The organism is Duncaniella muris (genome assembly GCF_003024805.1).
GTDB classification, from domain to species: Bacteria; Bacteroidota; Bacteroidia; order Bacteroidales; family Muribaculaceae; genus Duncaniella; species Duncaniella muris.
Map to the genome: position 1 here is coordinate 1 of NZ_PUEC01000046.1, position 16,285 is coordinate 16,285.

Consider the following 16,285-nt stretch of genomic DNA (forward strand, 5'->3'; position numbering starts at 1 on the left):
CAAAAAAATTCCCCTGCCGTATCATCGACAGGGGTCATTTTTATTTTGCCCGAAGGGGTCAATCTTATTATGCCCGAAGGGGTCAGTCCCGCGTGCCCGAAGGGGTCAAACTCTCGCGCCTTTTCCAGTTGAGCGCATTTATGGGATTATTTTCAGCAGAGTTAAGTTTATTTGAAAGTAATCTTGCTAGCGGAGCATAGTCGCCTACAATATTCACGAATTCAAATCCCCCCGGGGCACCAAGGACACCATTCCGTATAAGCTGATTGTTGCCATTAGTAAGATCATTTTCAAGTGCAAGTATGAAACTTGATTTACCGGTTCCATAAGTGCCAATTATTGAAAAAGAATGATGCCCGGCATTAAAGCTATTTACAATATTCCCGGCTACAAGCTTGGCATTTTCGGTAACGATGTAACGAAAATCCGAAACTTTATTCATTTCGATATTTACAGAGGGGATATAGCTCATAGTTTATCGTAATAATGGTTGAGAGCTTCGTTTTCATCAATTTCTCTCAAAAAATGAACATTCTTTATGCCGCTGTTATCAGTGAATACGAGAGTCTTAGGAAATGTAATCTCCAAGGATTGAATAACATCAATTAATGAAACCATCGGAAGACCGAATATCAATGACAACTGTTGAAGTACATCAAAGGAGACTGTGTGGTCTGTTCCCTTCATGCGAATAAGAGCAAAGAGTATAATTTCAGAGGCTACCTCTGAGGAATCGTTAGTCTTGAATGTGAATATACTTTCTTTATTTGTGGATTGCTTTCCGGTATCAACAATAAGCCCCAAAGCAATAAGTAACGAAGAGAAATCCTCTATCGCCTTCAAGTCCTTTGGAGCAACATAATTCTTCAGAAGAACTCCTATATCTTTCCTAACAGTATTTTCGTTAAACACGTTCTTTTGTTCTGGTACGGCACATTTCCGTTTTATAAAAGAAAGGAGCTCTTGCTTTGAAAACTCCTTCTTCTCTCGCTTGTATTCTACAAAGAGGAGATTATAAATACTTGCGACTTCAGATGAAACAAGGAGGAAGTGCAAAAGCCAAAGTGTATTCAAATCTTCGGCAAACGGGTCTCGTCCATTATCTGAATCAAAAATGAATGTGGCTACAGGCTGAAGTTCATCTGCTTCTATTAGTCCAAAAGCGCGAAGCCAAAAACGGATAGCCGACACCATATTCTTGCCGACACCTAACTTTGCCACAGCATCGATATCTGTGAAGTGATTGTCAGCAAGCAAATAGTCGTATCCCTTTTTTAGCCAAAGAGATTTGCATTGAAAGGACTCATGTCCTGAAAAACTATATTTGCTCAAAATTGTGAATTTCTTATTTGTTAACATCTCTAAACACAGGGAGCATAGAAACTGCAAAATTACGAATTTTTTCTCACTTTTGCAATAGTTCTTGAGAGATTTAGAGGTCTCTGTATCAGAGATTATTCATTTATAAAAACCCCGACAAGAGGGTGAATTCTTGTCGGGGCGAGGATTTAAGTGAGGATTAGTAGAGGCGGATGCAGGTTATGTCGGCGGTTTTGACGTCATATGGTGTGTCATAGTGCTCTTTCGAGAAGGCTATGGCGAGGTGTTGGATGCGGTGTTTGACCCCAAGTCTTTTGAGGAAGATGATGAAGTTTCCGAGGTGCTCGATGAGGTAGTCATCGCCTTTGTCTGTTTTGACATAGCCTAAGAGGATTACGTTGTCGGGGAGATTGAGCGTGCCATTGGTGCAGGTCAGAATGACAACTGCTGTTGAGAATGTCGGGTCGTCAGAGGTTAGACTGATGCCGTTGTTGTACTCTTTGTAGGTAAGTGCGGAAGACGCAGTTCCGAAATTGTCGGCGAAATATTTCTCTACTTCGGCGAGTGCATTTCGCAGACGCTGGTCGGAGTTGAGCGGCTGTTGTGTTGTAGGTTGAGTTTTTTCTTCGTGGGGAGCCTTGTGGCTGAAGATAGTTTTCACACGAGAGAGGAGTTGATTCAGGTTGTTGGATGCTTTCATTTTCTGTTGGATTGGGGGGGTGTTTGTGAATTGAGTTCGTTGATTTTTTCTTCGAGACGATGTTTCTGGTCAAGGGCGCGGGCGGTTTCTTGGACTCGCTCTTCGTAGGCTCGGACTTCCGACTCGATGATTTTTACTTTGTCAGGGTCGCGAAACCAGCTCTGAATGCTGTCGAGTCCCTCGGAGTTAACTCCTCCGTGCATCAGGATGTAGTGATACTTGATGTCGGAGATACGGGTTCGTTCGATGCGCGACTCCTGCCAGATAGTGGCAGCTCCGAAGAAGATGAAGGTGAACACCGAGATGAACATGGCGAGATAAACTTGCCATGATTCCTTGGCGATACGGATTGTCTTTTCAATCTTCTGCACCGGTGGATTGGCGGTGAAGTTGTCAATCTTATTGGTGATTTCGGTTTTCAGGTCGTCAATCGAAGAGGTCAGATTGCCACCTATTTCGCTGACCGTCTGCGTCTGGGTTTCTATGGATGCCTGCATCTCATCGACTTTCTCGGTGACGGCTGACGTTATGGTGGTACCCATGTTGTTCAGGTCGTCGGCGGTGGCGCAGTTGAGCTGCGACTCCTTGATTTCGGTACACGTACCGTTGATTGTGCTGAGGTCATCAGCGATGTTTTGGAGAATATTCTCCGAGAAATTTTCAGAATTTTCTTTCATGTTTTTCAGTTTTTGAAATTACACACTTCTGCCTCTTTTTCTCTTTTGGCGGCGTTTCATCTCGTTGATGAAAGCCTCCTCTTCCGGGTCATAGGCAGGTCCGACTTGGAAGAGACCACCGAGTGCATTGCCGAGTCCTTCAACCATATCGGCACCGGCTTCGATGATTTTTGCAGCGGCACCCGGTTCCTGTTTAGGCTGCTGTCGCATCGGTTTTGGCGAGGGCGATGCCGGCTGGGACTGTCGGTTTTTATTCCGGTCGAGTGCCTTGCAGATGACATCGTAGGAGCATCTGCCGTTGCGGTCAACCTGCGAGGCCTTGAACTTTTGCCCGTCCTTGAAATAGGAAAGACCATCGACTTCGGTAGAACCTCGTCGGAATTTTTTCCTAACGGTAATGCCTTTCCGGGCGAGTTCACGCTGAAAAGTAGTCCAGTCTTTTGCCGATCTTTTGGCTGCTTGAACGGCGAGATAAATTTCCTGACGGGTCTTCGGTCGTCCTTTAAGACGCTCAGTTTTCACTTGGTCTTTGTTCTCACCATAGGTCAGACCGTACTTCCTTTTCATCTCGTCGCATATCTCGTTGTTGCGGTAATATTCGAAACTGTCGCTTACACATTTACCGTCATTATCCACTCGGTTATAGACGATGTGGCAGTGCGGATGCTCCTTGTCAAGATGCCGGACAATGATAAACTGGGTGTTTTTGATGCCCATTCTATCCATGTATTCCAGAGCGAGTTTCACCATAAAATCATCGTCCATGCGCTCGGCATCTTTAGGAGAATAGGACAAAGATATGTGTCCGCACCAGTGTTTGACCCTGCTGTTGAGGTGCCGCTGACACTCGAAACCGTTGATAATATCTTTTGGTGTGTCGGTCAGCAGACCCTCGGAATAGAGCAGACGAGCCTCTTTGTTTTTCTCTTTCAGCGCGAGAGCATACTCCACACAGCCGGAAAAACAGCTCCCTTTAGTTATGCCTCCAATCATACGACAGCCGTGTATAAAGAGTTTTTATCTCCTTGCTCAGACCTTTAAGAGACCACTCCACGAGCTTGAACCCTGCTTCGTTAGCTTTCTTTGCAAGCTGATTAAGATTATTCGCCATGCTCCCGATCTGACGCAGAATCGACATATCTTCGGGTGTGGCTATTGTCGTAACCTTGGCGTTGAGCAGAGCATGGCGCCAGAAGTCAGACATCTTTCTGCCGGATTTACGGCAGTTTTCCTGCACGGTCTGATACTGTTCTTCATTGAGCCTGACACTGACAACGTATGACTTGCCAGACTTCTCGGTTGCTCCCGGAGGAGCTTTCTTTCTTCTTGTGAAAGTCATTATCTTGGGATTTTGGAATTTGACATTGTGACCATCGGGAACGGACTCCAGCCGCCCGGTAACGGAGGATGCAAGGTCGGAAATGTTTACATTGCCACTACCTTGCTATCCTCCTATTCCTTACAGAATATCCGGATACCGGCGTTGCCGATGGCTTCGCCATTTTCACTGCCTTGGGGCAGTGGTCAGAACGATTTACTAATTAGAGCGAACCAGCCTTCATAGTTGGCGGCGTTATTGTCAAGATGCTCATTAATGATGTGCTCGACAAAGTTGCTGACGCTATAACCGGGACCACCGAAGAATCGGGCAGTGCGTTCGACACGGTCAAACGTCTCATTGCTGATTGCTACCTGATGCTTGTTGTCCTTGCCGAGTTTAATCGGGGCAAAGAAGGCGGTGCGGTAATCTTCGAGTTCGCTCTTGCGCTGCTTGGCAGTGGGGCGAGGTGGCTTTGACTGAGCAGCTTCGCTCTGTTCAGCGATGGGCTGAACTTCGGGGTTGGTAGGATTTTCCATAGTTTCAGAGAAAATAGAATTGTTAGACATATCAGTCATTTCGGATGACTGAGGATTTGAGATTTTTGATTGTGCCATTTCATTCAGATTTTAGTGAGCTTTCGCTCGGTTTGTAATCTTCGATGCCTACGAGTTCCAGCTTTAGCGCGTCAACGAGTTGTCGCAATGCCGGATTACGTTGCATCATTTGTTCAAGGATGCCGTGTGGAGTTTGCTCTGCAATCAGGAAGTCGGCAATGTCAAGACCTTGTTCTCGCTGTTCATAGGTAGCCATCTGTTCAAGCGATTCAAACAGAGTTGCATTTATTCCCGAATCATCGAATAGCGTCAGTTTCTTGCGCCAATCGTCAGTAGCGTTAAGGTCGGGCACCAGCATCACCTCTCTGCCTCGGAGTGCTTTGATTGCCTCGCGGTTGAGACAACTGCACTTGCCGCCTGTGGCGAGCCACAGATATTGCGGGAGGTAATGTGTTGCGAGTATCGCCGTCTTCTCACTCTCCACAATGGCAACCGGTTTGTCGCGGATGTGTGGGAGCAGATGCTCACCGAAGAAACATTGGGTTAACTTAAAGTCGGGCAGTTTCAACACCGAGTGTACCCAGTTGATGTGGGGGAACGGTTCCTGCACACGATGTCCGGTCAATCGGTCATACAGCATAATCTTACCACCACGGACATTGCCGTCAGCCGAGATTTGCCAGAATACCGTGGCACCTTGCCAATGCTTCGATGAGCCTACGCGATACATCTCCATCAACCGCTGTGCTTCTTCACTTCCGATTATCGCCGCCACGAAAGCGAACAGATTGTTACGGTCGTAGCCACGCATGGTGGCCGCCACCATTGCATCATCAATCCTGCTCATCGGTAGTAACCCTGATTGTTTTCCAATCGGCATTGACCAGCGGGCGCATCACGAATGTAAGCGGATGTGATTTACAGTCTCCAGGGCGTCCGACAATCGCGATATACACGATTGCCGATTCCTGCCAGTTGCGTTTCACCTCGATTCGGTGTGTATTGCCGATTGCCACAGATATTGCAGCGAGCATAGCCGATGCCGTGTAGTCATTCGGAAATCCGCAGGTTGTGTTGAGTTCGAGTATAATCCGTTGCATCTTGGCGGGGAACACGTGGACCGGAAAATCACTGTCGGATGTTTTGGCGTGATTCATCAGTGCGCTGATTACAGAGTCCGGGGTAAAATTCTTTTCCATAGACTCAGAAATTATAGCCCCCGCGGGGACGGCGTTTCATACCGGCAGTGATGGCCGCTGCGGTTTCGGCGAGGGAAGGAGCGGCGGAATGTTTGCGACCGCCTTCGATCCATGCGTAGATTTCGTCCTCATAGAAATAGAGGAGCTTGCCGCGCTTATAGCTCGGAATGGGGTCATTCGTAGCTTTGACCGCGCGGTAAAGGGTGGAAAGTGACTTGCCTATTATCTGGCAAGCCTCTTTCGCATACACGAGTCTGCGTGAGGGCTTGGCTTGTTTGGAGTGGCTGGCGATGCCTGCCTTTTCAAGCAGGTCAAGCACTCGGTCGAGTTTCTCGGAGAGACCGCTTACCACATGTGGCAGCTGGTCGAAAGTTGGTGTTGATGTTTCCATTTCAGTACAGTTTTAAATTGTTTTACGGAAATAAAACCGCACTGATTGAAAGTGAGTTGTCAGTGTCATACGGACACCTTGAAATAACCGAAAATAACCTCATTTGAGTCTGTAAACTGTTGAGTATCAATCCAGGCTGAGCATAAACTTTTTGATTGGTGGTTAAATGAATTTTAGAGTGATTTGATGGTTAGGATTACAGATAACCTAAATTTAAGCAATCTTGACTTAATGCAATATTAAGTTGCCCGATGTCGGGTTCGATGGAATGATGTATGTTTAGACAAAACAAACTTCACAAATTTGTGAAGTTTGAAAACTGTTTATATCTTTGCATCGTAATACAGTTATATGAGAGCTAACAATCTTACTCCGTTTGAACCCACTCATTCGGGAGAACTTATCCGAGATGAACTTGAGGCAAATAGTCTTACTCAGGCAAAACTCGCCGAGAGTATAGGTGTAAAGCCTTCTCTGCTTAATGAGATAATCAAAGGGAAGAGAGGGGTTAATACCGAAATAGCTTTACTTATAGAAGCGGCATTGAATATACCGGCTGATTTATTGCTTAATCTGCAAAGTGATTATAATATGCAGATGGCGAAGTCAGACGCATCTTTTATGAAGCGTCTTTCTTCAATTCGTAATATTGCGGCAGTGTTGTAAAGTATTGATTTTTGAATGATAGTTATTGAAACAGACCGATTGATTCTTCGCTCGTGGAAGCAGGGGGATTTACCTTTGTTCGCCGAGATGAACAAGGACTCACGTGTTATGCGCTATTTCCCGGCAACACTGAGTGATGCTGAGACAGAGGCTTTTTACAATCGTATTCAGAATGAGTTTGACTCTAAAGGATGGGGATTATATGCTGTGGAAATAAAATCCACAGGTGAGTTTATCGGATATGTTGGACTGCATGAGATTGGTTTCGATGCAGACTTCACTCCCGGAGTTGAAATAGGGTGGCGTCTTGCCGCTGATTATCACAATCAGGGATATGCAACCGAAGCCGCCAAAGCTGTGCTGAGTCTGGCAAAGAGTGCGGGAATTGAAAGGCTGTTTTCTTTCACCGCCAAGATAAATGCCCCGTCAGAGCGTGTGATGCAGAAGATTGGAATGGTAAAGGATGGAGAGTTCATGCATCCTAATCTGTCGGATGATTCTCCGCTGTGTGTTCATGTGCTTTATAAGATTGATTTATAACAAAAGGGCGAACAACCATGACAAAAGTCACGGTTATTCGCCAATACTATACCGGGAAGTTCCCTTGTTATTTCCTATTCTTCTTTTTAGCTGCCTCTAATTTGACTTTAACCTCGTCCTCTGCCAATCTCTTGGGGATAATGTCGAGATTAATGGTCTTATAGCGTTTATAATGCTCGAAAAGATAATTCATTTCTTTGGCAGAGAGTAAAGGAATGCGGTCTTTCCCCGGATTCCTATCGGCAAGTTTCGCAATAATAGTTCCTACCTGCACGGAGCCGAAACTTTCAGCAAATACATTTTTGATGAATAAGGCGATGTTTTCGCCTTTCAGTTTCAGGAATTTCCCGACATTATAGCCAAGATGCTTCAGGTCTTCTTTTGACAGGTGATTGCTCCGTAGCTGAACAGCATCGAACCGGGCTAACGGATTGACTGTCCAAATTTTTGCATTATTGTGTAGTTTGTCCAGTTCGTGAGACTCCATGAACTGTTCCATAGTATGTGTGATATATGCACATATAAACGACACTTGTTCAAGATTATATAGTTCTTCGTGACGTTTTAGTTCGTTAAACGCCTCATCACATCGCTGCTTTCGTGTCATTATCTCCTCATGCGATTCGATATTGTCTTTGTGTTTCTCATAGAAATCACAAATTGGACCCATGTCCTCGAGATAATACACCGAACCATCGGGAGTAACGTAGACCTCTTGCTCTGTTTCCTCTATCAAAGTAGTTCCATCCGGATTCTTGTGAACATCATGCATGGATACCGATGAGAAAAAACCTACATCTTCGTCGTATTCCCGCTCCTTGTGAATACGGGTAATGCGATTCTCGTGATCATAACGCTCTTCATCTGTCATAGAGTCAAGATATACGTTGTATGCTTCCTCAAGTTCAGCATCATAGTCTCTCGAATCATTATATGATTTCTCAATCAGAATCTCATCGTCAGATAATTCCATGCCTACATAAGCTTCTTCTCCATCAGGGAAACGTATATGACGCATATCGTCTACAATTTCCAATACCTCAAACGGCCGGTTTTCATTCATGGGAATGGCGACTTTCGATTCTTCTTTGTTCTCTGCTACACAAGCAGTTTCTAGAATTGGCTCAGAGCATTGCTCCTGTATTTCCGATACATCTATCGTGGTTACTGATACCTTTTCACTGGTCGGAGTTTCGGCAATAGCCATGACTTCACGGCGACGAAAAAGAGCCGAAAGGCGGTTGAACAAGTCTTCGATTACTGATTGAAAACCACAATAAAGACCGGTTGATAGGACAAAGAAAACGGCAAAGAGTACATTGCCGGTAAATTGGTCGGTGCCAAAACGGTGGATGGCGGCGTGACGACCAAGTAAAGCCATGATGCTACATCCGACAACAACGGCACTCCAGATAAAAATTTTGTCCCGGGTAGGGGAAGCATAGATCCTCGTGCGCTGGGGCGTATTTCTAATAAGCAAATAGAGGATTAAAATTTTTACGTCTTTATAGACAATTCCACCCACGATTTTGTTCAGACGAAATTAATAATAAGCACTCACAAATATGCGTACCTGGCAACTGAATGGGTTTTCCCAATCATCAGTGTGTTTCTCTAATTTATATTCACATCTCATGCTACGTAACATATTGCCAAACTCATCCATGAGTGCGCCTCGTCCATTCTCTTGATAAAAAGGACTGACACATACTAAAATATGATTGTGACTCATGTCTGAATTTAAAATACTGGCAATGTTGTGACGTTCAAACTCAATGATGTCTAAAACATTCGAGAATAGATGGATTACCGTATCAGATTGCGGACGTATATCGTCTTCTGTCAATTGTCCGGCAGAGACATTATATGCTGTTATTTTAGAGTTTTCATAGAACTGCTCCAAATATTGTAATCCTAGCGTCAGTGAAGCTTTACTTGGTTCGATTACAGTGAAATCGGATATTTTATCGTTGTCAATATAATGGTTCTTAAGAAAGTCAGACAACACCATTTCTGCAATACATTGGCCACAACCATAGTCAACGACAGAGATACTTCCTTCTGACCATACCTTATGTGGGATGCGGTCATACGCTATCTGAAGCTTTTGTCTATGTATTTCTCCGTAAGAAGATATATACATATCAAGCTGCTCTTTAGTCGTGAGGTTGGCGAGGCCGTTTCCCAACTCATCTTTCAGCTTCTTTTGTTTATTCTCTGAAAGTGAGTTGATATGTTGTTTCACAGACTCCACAACATCGTCAAACGATAATCGAGAGGCATTGAATTGTGGGATAAAATGAAATGCTGATGTCTGTTTCATATAATTGAGTCGTTGTCTGGGTTCTGCTGATGCCGAAGGTAATTCTGACGGGCGGAAACCGGGGACGTGTTAGCGTAGCAGTATGCGCATCCGTGCGGGCAGGTATTGTAAGTCCCAATATCCTTTGATGTGATACAACCGCAGAGTGAGCGTTGGCCTTTGTCTGTTTTAGAATTGCGTATCAAAGGTTCTAATTCCGGCGATAATCGGCATATCAGCTCCGGGTCTATGCAGCGGTTGTGACTGATTCCAAATTCTGACAGATCAACTTTTTCGGCGCAGGTCGCAAGTTCGAGACCGAGCTTCATATCTGCCAGTCTGCGTGAAAATTCAACCATTTCGTCCTCCGACCACTCATGATAGTTTATCCCTGCATCGGAAAGATTCCGACCGACTTTGCGATACGAGGATATATCAGCAAAACTAAACACCAGTTTCTTGACATATCCGCGTAATCCGCCTGCTATATTGCTGATTTTATGCAATAAATCCTCTGCCGAAATTCTGTCTGTCAGAATCAACGGGTCGAATCGCCAAACGACTGAACCTAAGCCCAATTCATCAACCAGACGTTTGAATGTTTCAATTCGCCCGTGCAAAGGTGGAACACTCGGCTCTAATCCCTCGGCCTCGTAGTCATTAAGTGTATATTGGACGTAACAACCAATCCCTTTTTGTTTCAAGATTGGCAGGAACGGAAATAGCGGCGCAGGATTCTTCGACCAGAATACGATAAATTTGGTATTGTCAAAAGAAACGTATGAATCCTTGCCATTGTAGGGATTACGCCATCTTACATGCCCTTTGCTGAGACGATTGAAAAACCAGTTACTGTAGAACGCCGGAATATCGGTGGCTCGACTTGCTGAAACAATCAGCGGAGTCTGAGCATCGACAATATTGCCGTCATCTAATGTAAGTTTTTGCTTTTCGTTTTTCATGGTGCAAATTTAATATCAAACATGGGCAATAATAAGGCGCACTAATGCTAATAAATGTTATACATTATAATTGTGGCAAAAAAGCCATATATAAACCGAATAGAGTCTGTTTATCGGCAAAACTTTTATCAAAGTTGAGTCTAACACGGTAAAAACTTGTTGATATCGGCAAGTTTTTACAAGAGTATCCATAATTAAATATGATTGTTCTTTCGGCTCGTGCATTGGGATTATTTACAAAATCGTCAACGACACACGTCTTCCAAGACCTTCGAAGATTCGGAAGAGGGTATTGAGCTGAACATCGGATTTCCCGTTTTCAAGACGGGATATATAGGTTTTCTTTGTACCGATACGCTCAGCAAGCTGTTCCTGCGTCAGTCCCGCTTTAAGACGTTCTGCTTTAAGCGTCTCGGCCAGACAAAAGGCAGCTGCGTCGGCATCAAATTGTTCACGCTCCTGGGTGCCAGCTTTGCCGTATTCTGCATCAAGAAGCTCGTCGAATGTACGCGCCTTCATGATGGCTTCTTTCTTTGCTTTATTCATGTTCTTTATCGTTAAAGTATTCTTTCATTATTTTTTTAGCTCGCTCGATTTGCTGCTTGGGAGTCTTTTGAGTCTTCTTCTGAAAACCGTTGAAGAGAATTACAAGTGAACCCTCGTCAAAGCAACAGAAGATGCGAAATATATTATTTCCGACTTCAACGCGAATTTCATATAACCCGTCCGCATCTTCCATATTCTTCAGAATGGTCTTTGGAACTCTATCCACAGTCTTGACAACGTTGATGCAGTAGTTTATTTTGCGTCTCACTGCATCAGTCTGAGCCACGTAGAACTCCTTGAAGTAATCTTTGTATAGCTTTATGGTTCGGTTCGCCATATCTTATTATGTAACCGCAAAGTTAACTAAAAAGTTTACTTTGGCAAAATTATTCATGTATTTATTTCAGAGAGATTGAGTTGATGGCATCACAGATTATGATGATTCCAAACAAATCGGTGTTTTTGGGGTGATTCGCTTTTAATATTTGGGATGTTTCACTTGGACGTTATTTCAGCGAGATGGAATTAGCGACATCGCGCTTCTTTTGGTTCACGACCTCTGCATAGATCTGGGTGGTGGCCACGTTTTTATGCGTTAGCATTTTGCTGACAGTGTAGATGTCGGTGCCGTTGGTAATCAGGAGTGTAGCGTATGTGTGGCGCGCGCAGTGGAACGTTATGTGCTTGTCGATGTTCGCTGCCTTTATCCAGTCTGCCAGAGGTTTTGCCGTAAGTGATTTCTTGAATCCGGGAAATACTTTGCCTGTCTTCCGCTCTCCGATTAGCTCTATGGCATCCTCGCAAAGAGGAAGGGTTGCAGCCGTCTTTGTCTTCTGTGTCTTGATTACAACACAAAGTCCTATTCCGGCAATCTCCTGAATATTCTTCCAGTCGAGGTTGAGAATGTCACTGAAACGCAGACCTGTGAGACAGGAGAAGAGCGATGCCCGGCGAAGCACGTCGCTGTCGCAGGGAGTCTGGGCCAGTCGGATAAGCTCGTCCTGATTGAGAAACTCTTTTACGACATCATCCCATTCGATGTATTCAAGAAAGTCGTTGACGTTCTCAGTAAGAAGTTTCTCCTTGTATGCTTTTTTGAGCAGCGCGCGGAAGGTCGAAAAATACCCGGAAGCGGCATTTTTGGACAATTTCTTTTTCGTGTGTTTGAGCTGCTTGGCGTTCAGGAGATAATCGCGAAACTTGTTGCAGAGGTCAAGAGTTATCTCTCCGAAGGTGCATTTTCCACCTGTGAAGATTTGGAAATGTTTGTAGCTGATTCGCCATTTGGTATTGCTTTGCCTTTTGGCATATTCCTCATAATAAGCGAGAAAATCCTCCTTCTGCTGGCTATGGTCGATGAAACCGAACTGGCGGTTAATCACCTGTTCCTGACGGCGACAGCGCAGAAGTTCCCCTTTCTCAAGCATCGTCTGGTTGAAGTCGCGCTGCACCTTGTTGGTCGGGTTGCCATACAGGTAGATTCCAAGATACTCATGGCGCTGCATCTTGTTTGTTTTCGGGTTTCGGATTGGTGGATAGTAGTCGAAGTACAACGTGATCTTACCTGATTCAAGAAGACGCTGCCGCAAGGCGACTTTAGTGCATATATCCATACGAGTTTTGTTTTTGAATGATTTGTTTCGGCGAAGTTCACTGGTTATCTCCCGGTTATCAAGTTATTAGACTGTTAACCTGCGGATAACCGATAACCTGTTTCATTTCAGCGTTGGAGGACGTAGAATCGCATCGATTTCCGACTTCAATATATAGGTATACTTGCCGACTTTCTTACGGCGCAGACCATGGTACTTCACATAGTTGTGAAGCTGATCATGGGTCAGATTGTACTCAGCCCGCACATTAGAGTATGAAATCCAGTCATCCTCTTTCGGCGGTTCGGGCTTCGCTGCAAACACCCGGTCGCAGTGCACCTTGCTCCAAAGCGTCTTCCCCCGGTGGTAGACCTTCGGAATATTGTGAGCCTTACCTTGGGCGAACACCCACGAATTGCTCACCCCGAACTTCTCGATAATCTCCTTCGTTGTATAAAACTCTGCTATTGCCTCGCCGTTCTCATCTTTTGCGATTGTCGTTGCTTTCGGTTTTCGTTCATAAGGACGAGCTTCGATCATTGCGTCAATATCTGCTCTCTTGATTACTGCCCATTGTGAGGTGAGGCGATAGGCTTTGATGGTACCCCTGTAAATGAGATTATAAACTGCTCTTGGTGTTACATTAAGGATTTGCGCCACTTCAGCAACCGATAGATAGTCTCGGCCGGAGAGTTGGTTTATCTTATTTTCATGAGCAGTAAGCGAATCAAGAGTTTCAGTGATTTTCTTCTTCTCTTGTCGTTTACGCTCTTTGTAAGCGTGCTCGGCACATCGCTTACAACAATACTGGGTTGTGGCCTTTTGAGCCTCAAACTCATTTCCACACCACTGACAGACCTTCTTGATTCTAATGTTTGAAGTTGCCATAACTTTGAGTTAAAGTTGTGTCACTCATTGAGCTAATTCGTTGAACCCGTATGAACATGCCTGAATGAGCGTGAACGAGTATGAACATCATCCACTACCGAGTAGAGCGACTTGACTCGGATAGCAGACGAGCAACAAATGTGGTTCAAAAATGGAGTGAAAAACAGGTAGAAACGAGTTCTACCGATTAAACAGCCGACAGCCGGACACAAGAAAAGGCGCTCAAACTGAACGCCTTAATACTTATCTATACTTATAGTTGCCTATCTTTAACTGCCGTTCATTTGCCAATGCAATTATAGCATATTCTTGATAGTGAGCAGGTTGCGCTTTAAGTCTACAAAATTGATTTTTACGAGATTCACACCTCCAATTTTAACAAATTTCGGCTCTCTTAAAGCACCCATTCTTTACTGTTTGCAAATATAACGATTTTCTTTGGAATTTGGTATCTTATAGAGTCTCTAAATTACGCATTAGCTTGTGGGTGTCAGGATTTTGTAGTAACTTTGCATTACGATGATTGATATTATTTCAAATAACGAACCCCATATTGTCAGAGTCAAGGATTTTAGGATTGACGCTGACTATGCCGCTTGGCTCACTGAAATCAAGCGGCGTTATCATTCTGCTCAAATCAAGGCGGCGGTCAAGGTCAATACGGAAAAGCTGGCATTCAACTGGAGTGTGGGGCGCGACCTTGTGATGCGTAAGGCAGAAGAAACATGGGGCAGTGGGGTTGTGGAACAGCTAAGCTTTGACTTGCAGGAGGCATTTCCTCTCGACCGAGGTTTTGGCACTACAAATCTTTGGGCTATGAAGAAATGGTATCTATTCTTTTCTTCATCGGAGGCAACAGAAAAACTCCACCAACTTGGTGGAGAATTACAACACGCAAATTCTCAAAGGATTATAAAACTCCACCAAGTTGGTGCAGAAATTGATACTGACTTTCCGCTGATACTCGGTCTGGTGCCATGGCGTCATCAAGTTAACATTATTACAAAGTGCAAGTCGGTTGATGAGGCTGTTTTCTATTTGAAAGAGTGCATATTGAATGGTTGGAGTCGTCAAACTCTGGATAACTCACTGAAAGCTAATCTATACAAGACCCACGGCAACGCTATCAGCAATTTCCCTCAATATCTGCCGGAAGCACAAAGCCGTATGGCACAAGAAATCACTAAGGACAACTATGATTTCGGTTTTGTAACTGTTCCAGCAGACTATAAGGAAGAACAGCTTGAAGCGGCGTTGGAGCAGAATATAACCCGTTTCCTGCTTGAACTTGGAACAGGATTCGCTTTCGTTGGACGACAAAAGGAGCTTATTGTCGGGGGACGTACCCGCCGGATTGATATGCTGTTCTACCATATCCGCCTAAAGGCATACGTTGTGGTCGAACTGAAAGTTAAGCCATTCGATCCTGAGTATGCAGGAAAACTCAACTACTATGTCAATGCTGTAGATGAACTACTAAAAGGAGCTGATGACAATCCCACTATAGGACTGTTGATTTGCAGCGATAAAGATGAAACCGATGTACGTTGGGCATTCAAAGGGATACAAACCCCTATGGGAGTGGCTTCGTACGATAATGTCCAGATTGCACCTCCCTCAAATCTGCTTCCTTCTGCCGAAGAACTGCAAGCAAGAGTGAGATTAGTAGAGGAAGAATTGAGCAATAATAGAAATGAGTTATGATTAGTAAAATTGTATTCTAATCAATTAGGTTTATGGAAATAACATCAGACAATATCCTTGACATAAATAAACGTGCTATCAAACTATGGGAGTATTGTGGTCTTGATGCAGAAGATTATGATACGGAAGATTATGTAGTGATTGGGGAGGAAACTATAAACTTTAGTTTCCCAGGTGACGAAGATTGCGTGCAAATTACCGTAGATGACCTTATTAGCATAACAGATAAATTGGATACTTATGAAGAGAAAGGAGAGACTACTGTAAGGTGCGCTAATCTGAGTCAAACTGTAATAGATATAGAGTATAATTGGTATTATGATGGAGAGATATTAAATGAAATTTATGAAACTAATAGCTTTGTCGCATCAATAGTTGAAAATCCGATTCTTATCGGAATACGTAATTTGAGACATGGTTGCTATAATTACGACTTTTGGTCTCCATGTAGATGTTTCCATGCAGTAGAATTTCGATATAAAGAAAGTGTAAAAAAGCTACCGTATGAGCAGGAATTACAAGAAATCTATCGATTTCTCTTCGCATTAAATATAAAAAACAACTACTTAATACGAATTTCAGACTTGCCTGAGATTGAGATAGGAGAGTTGATAGATAATGAGAGTATCGAAGAATCTGATTTAGAAAATTATGATTTTTTTAGGGAGAAGGAACAGATAGTACACAAATCTTCTGATTTGCCCAAAGAATCACCGATGTTAAAGATGTACCTCGATGCTTTATCAATTAGAGATAAAAGCCTTCGGTTTTTATTATTCTATAAAATAATTGAGTACAATGATTCGGTAAAATTTGAGGTTGTTCAGCCTTGGCTAAGCCGCTAACTGAGCCAACCGATGATTTATTTTCTTAATTATTTTGAGATGCGGAGATTTTCCGTAGGTCGAAATAATTGTAGAGGC

At 43.9% G+C, this 16,285-nt stretch carries 21 protein-coding genes; 4 read left to right on the forward strand and 17 right to left on the reverse strand.

Annotated elements, in window-relative coordinates; all coding sequences use genetic code 11:
• Nucleotides 1-82: 82 nt before the first annotated feature.
• The 10 genes from C5O23_RS13105 to C5O23_RS13150 all read right to left on the reverse strand — a co-directional run bounded on the left by C5O23_RS13105 (nucleotide 83) and on the right by C5O23_RS13150 (nucleotide 6,162).
• A complete protein-coding gene (locus tag C5O23_RS13105) occupies nucleotides 83-472 on the reverse strand; it encodes a hypothetical protein (protein ID WP_107033367.1) in 390 nt (129 codons plus the stop codon).
• Nucleotides 469-1,359: a DUF4007 family protein gene (locus C5O23_RS13110; RefSeq protein WP_107033368.1), complete on the reverse strand. Its 891-nt coding sequence runs from the start codon at nucleotides 1,357-1,359 to the stop codon at nucleotides 469-471. The genes C5O23_RS13105 and C5O23_RS13110 overlap by 4 nt, the downstream gene beginning before the upstream one ends.
• A 160-nt stretch (nucleotides 1,360-1,519) precedes the next feature.
• On the reverse strand, nucleotides 1,520-2,020 hold the full coding sequence (locus C5O23_RS13115) for a hypothetical protein (protein WP_107033369.1): 501 nt from the start codon (nucleotides 2,018-2,020) through the stop codon (nucleotides 1,520-1,522).
• On the reverse strand, nucleotides 2,017-2,697 hold the full coding sequence (locus tag C5O23_RS13120) for a hypothetical protein (protein WP_107033370.1): 681 nt from the start codon (nucleotides 2,695-2,697) through the stop codon (nucleotides 2,017-2,019). Before C5O23_RS13120 ends, C5O23_RS13115 begins: the two co-directional genes overlap by 4 nt.
• A gap of 18 nt (nucleotides 2,698-2,715) precedes the next feature.
• On the reverse strand, nucleotides 2,716-3,690 hold the full coding sequence (locus C5O23_RS13125) for a relaxase/mobilization nuclease domain-containing protein (RefSeq protein WP_107033371.1): 975 nt from the start codon (nucleotides 3,688-3,690) through the stop codon (nucleotides 2,716-2,718).
• Entirely contained in the window at nucleotides 3,671-4,036 is a 366-nt protein-coding gene (locus C5O23_RS13130) for a plasmid mobilization protein (protein ID WP_107033372.1), read from the reverse strand. The genes C5O23_RS13125 and C5O23_RS13130 overlap by 20 nt, the downstream gene beginning before the upstream one ends.
• Nucleotides 4,037-4,221: 185 nt before the next feature.
• Nucleotides 4,222-4,632 (reverse strand): DUF3408 domain-containing protein, encoded by a 411-nt coding sequence (locus C5O23_RS13135; protein ID WP_107033373.1) that lies wholly within the window; start codon nucleotides 4,630-4,632, stop codon nucleotides 4,222-4,224.
• A gap of 1 nt (nucleotide 4,633) precedes the next feature.
• A complete protein-coding gene (locus C5O23_RS13140; RefSeq protein ID WP_107033374.1) occupies nucleotides 4,634-5,419 on the reverse strand; it encodes a DUF6371 domain-containing protein in 786 nt (261 codons plus the stop codon).
• Nucleotides 5,406-5,771 (reverse strand): DUF3987 domain-containing protein, encoded by a 366-nt coding sequence (locus C5O23_RS13145; RefSeq protein ID WP_107033375.1) that lies wholly within the window; start codon nucleotides 5,769-5,771, stop codon nucleotides 5,406-5,408. Before C5O23_RS13145 ends, C5O23_RS13140 begins: the two co-directional genes overlap by 14 nt.
• 4 nt (nucleotides 5,772-5,775) lie before the next feature.
• Nucleotides 5,776-6,162 (reverse strand): helix-turn-helix transcriptional regulator, encoded by a 387-nt coding sequence (locus C5O23_RS13150; RefSeq protein ID WP_107033376.1) that lies wholly within the window; start codon nucleotides 6,160-6,162, stop codon nucleotides 5,776-5,778.
• A gap of 351 nt (nucleotides 6,163-6,513) precedes the next feature.
• Between C5O23_RS13150 and C5O23_RS13155 the strand changes: the two genes are divergently transcribed.
• Nucleotides 6,514-6,828: a HigA family addiction module antitoxin gene (locus tag C5O23_RS13155; protein ID WP_107033377.1), complete on the forward strand. Its 315-nt coding sequence runs from the start codon at nucleotides 6,514-6,516 to the stop codon at nucleotides 6,826-6,828.
• A gap of 15 nt (nucleotides 6,829-6,843) precedes the next feature.
• Nucleotides 6,844-7,368: a GNAT family N-acetyltransferase gene (locus tag C5O23_RS13160; protein WP_107033378.1), complete on the forward strand. Its 525-nt coding sequence runs from the start codon at nucleotides 6,844-6,846 to the stop codon at nucleotides 7,366-7,368.
• Nucleotides 7,369-7,435: 67 nt separating this feature from the next.
• Here C5O23_RS13160 and C5O23_RS13165 read toward each other — a convergent pair whose 3' ends face one another.
• The 7 genes from C5O23_RS13165 to C5O23_RS13195 all read right to left on the reverse strand — a co-directional run bounded on the left by C5O23_RS13165 (nucleotide 7,436) and on the right by C5O23_RS13195 (nucleotide 13,658).
• Nucleotides 7,436-8,893: a hypothetical protein gene (locus C5O23_RS13165; protein WP_107033379.1), complete on the reverse strand. Its 1,458-nt coding sequence runs from the start codon at nucleotides 8,891-8,893 to the stop codon at nucleotides 7,436-7,438.
• An 18-nt stretch (nucleotides 8,894-8,911) separates the two neighbouring features.
• Nucleotides 8,912-9,691, reverse strand: coding sequence for a hypothetical protein (locus tag C5O23_RS13170; RefSeq protein WP_107033380.1), 780 nt, complete (start codon nucleotides 9,689-9,691; stop codon nucleotides 8,912-8,914).
• Nucleotides 9,688-10,632: a DUF1848 domain-containing protein gene (locus C5O23_RS13175; RefSeq protein WP_107033381.1), complete on the reverse strand. Its 945-nt coding sequence runs from the start codon at nucleotides 10,630-10,632 to the stop codon at nucleotides 9,688-9,690. Before C5O23_RS13175 ends, C5O23_RS13170 begins: the two co-directional genes overlap by 4 nt.
• A 234-nt stretch (nucleotides 10,633-10,866) precedes the next feature.
• Nucleotides 10,867-11,178 carry a helix-turn-helix domain-containing protein gene (locus C5O23_RS13180; RefSeq protein WP_107033382.1) on the reverse strand — a complete coding sequence of 104 codons (312 nt, stop codon included), beginning with the start codon at nucleotides 11,176-11,178 and terminating at the stop codon, nucleotides 10,867-10,869.
• Entirely contained in the window at nucleotides 11,171-11,515 is a 345-nt protein-coding gene (locus tag C5O23_RS13185; RefSeq protein ID WP_107033383.1) for a type II toxin-antitoxin system RelE/ParE family toxin, read from the reverse strand. Before C5O23_RS13185 ends, C5O23_RS13180 begins: the two co-directional genes overlap by 8 nt.
• A 169-nt stretch (nucleotides 11,516-11,684) precedes the next feature.
• Nucleotides 11,685-12,791, reverse strand: a complete 1,107-nt coding sequence (locus tag C5O23_RS13190; RefSeq protein WP_107033384.1) for a site-specific integrase — start codon at nucleotides 12,789-12,791, stop codon at nucleotides 11,685-11,687.
• A gap of 102 nt (nucleotides 12,792-12,893) precedes the next feature.
• Nucleotides 12,894-13,658: a helix-turn-helix domain-containing protein gene (locus C5O23_RS13195; protein ID WP_107033385.1), complete on the reverse strand. Its 765-nt coding sequence runs from the start codon at nucleotides 13,656-13,658 to the stop codon at nucleotides 12,894-12,896.
• 519 nt (nucleotides 13,659-14,177) lie between these two features.
• On the opposite strand from C5O23_RS13195, the gene C5O23_RS13200 reads away from it, so the two are divergent.
• Together C5O23_RS13200 and C5O23_RS13205 are read left to right on the forward strand one after the other, a co-directional pair.
• Entirely contained in the window at nucleotides 14,178-15,362 is a 1,185-nt protein-coding gene (locus C5O23_RS13200) for a PDDEXK nuclease domain-containing protein (protein ID WP_107033386.1), read from the forward strand.
• A gap of 32 nt (nucleotides 15,363-15,394) precedes the next feature.
• Nucleotides 15,395-16,207, forward strand: a complete 813-nt coding sequence (locus tag C5O23_RS13205; protein ID WP_107033387.1) for a hypothetical protein — start codon at nucleotides 15,395-15,397, stop codon at nucleotides 16,205-16,207.
• Nucleotides 16,208-16,285: the final 78 nt, after the last annotated feature.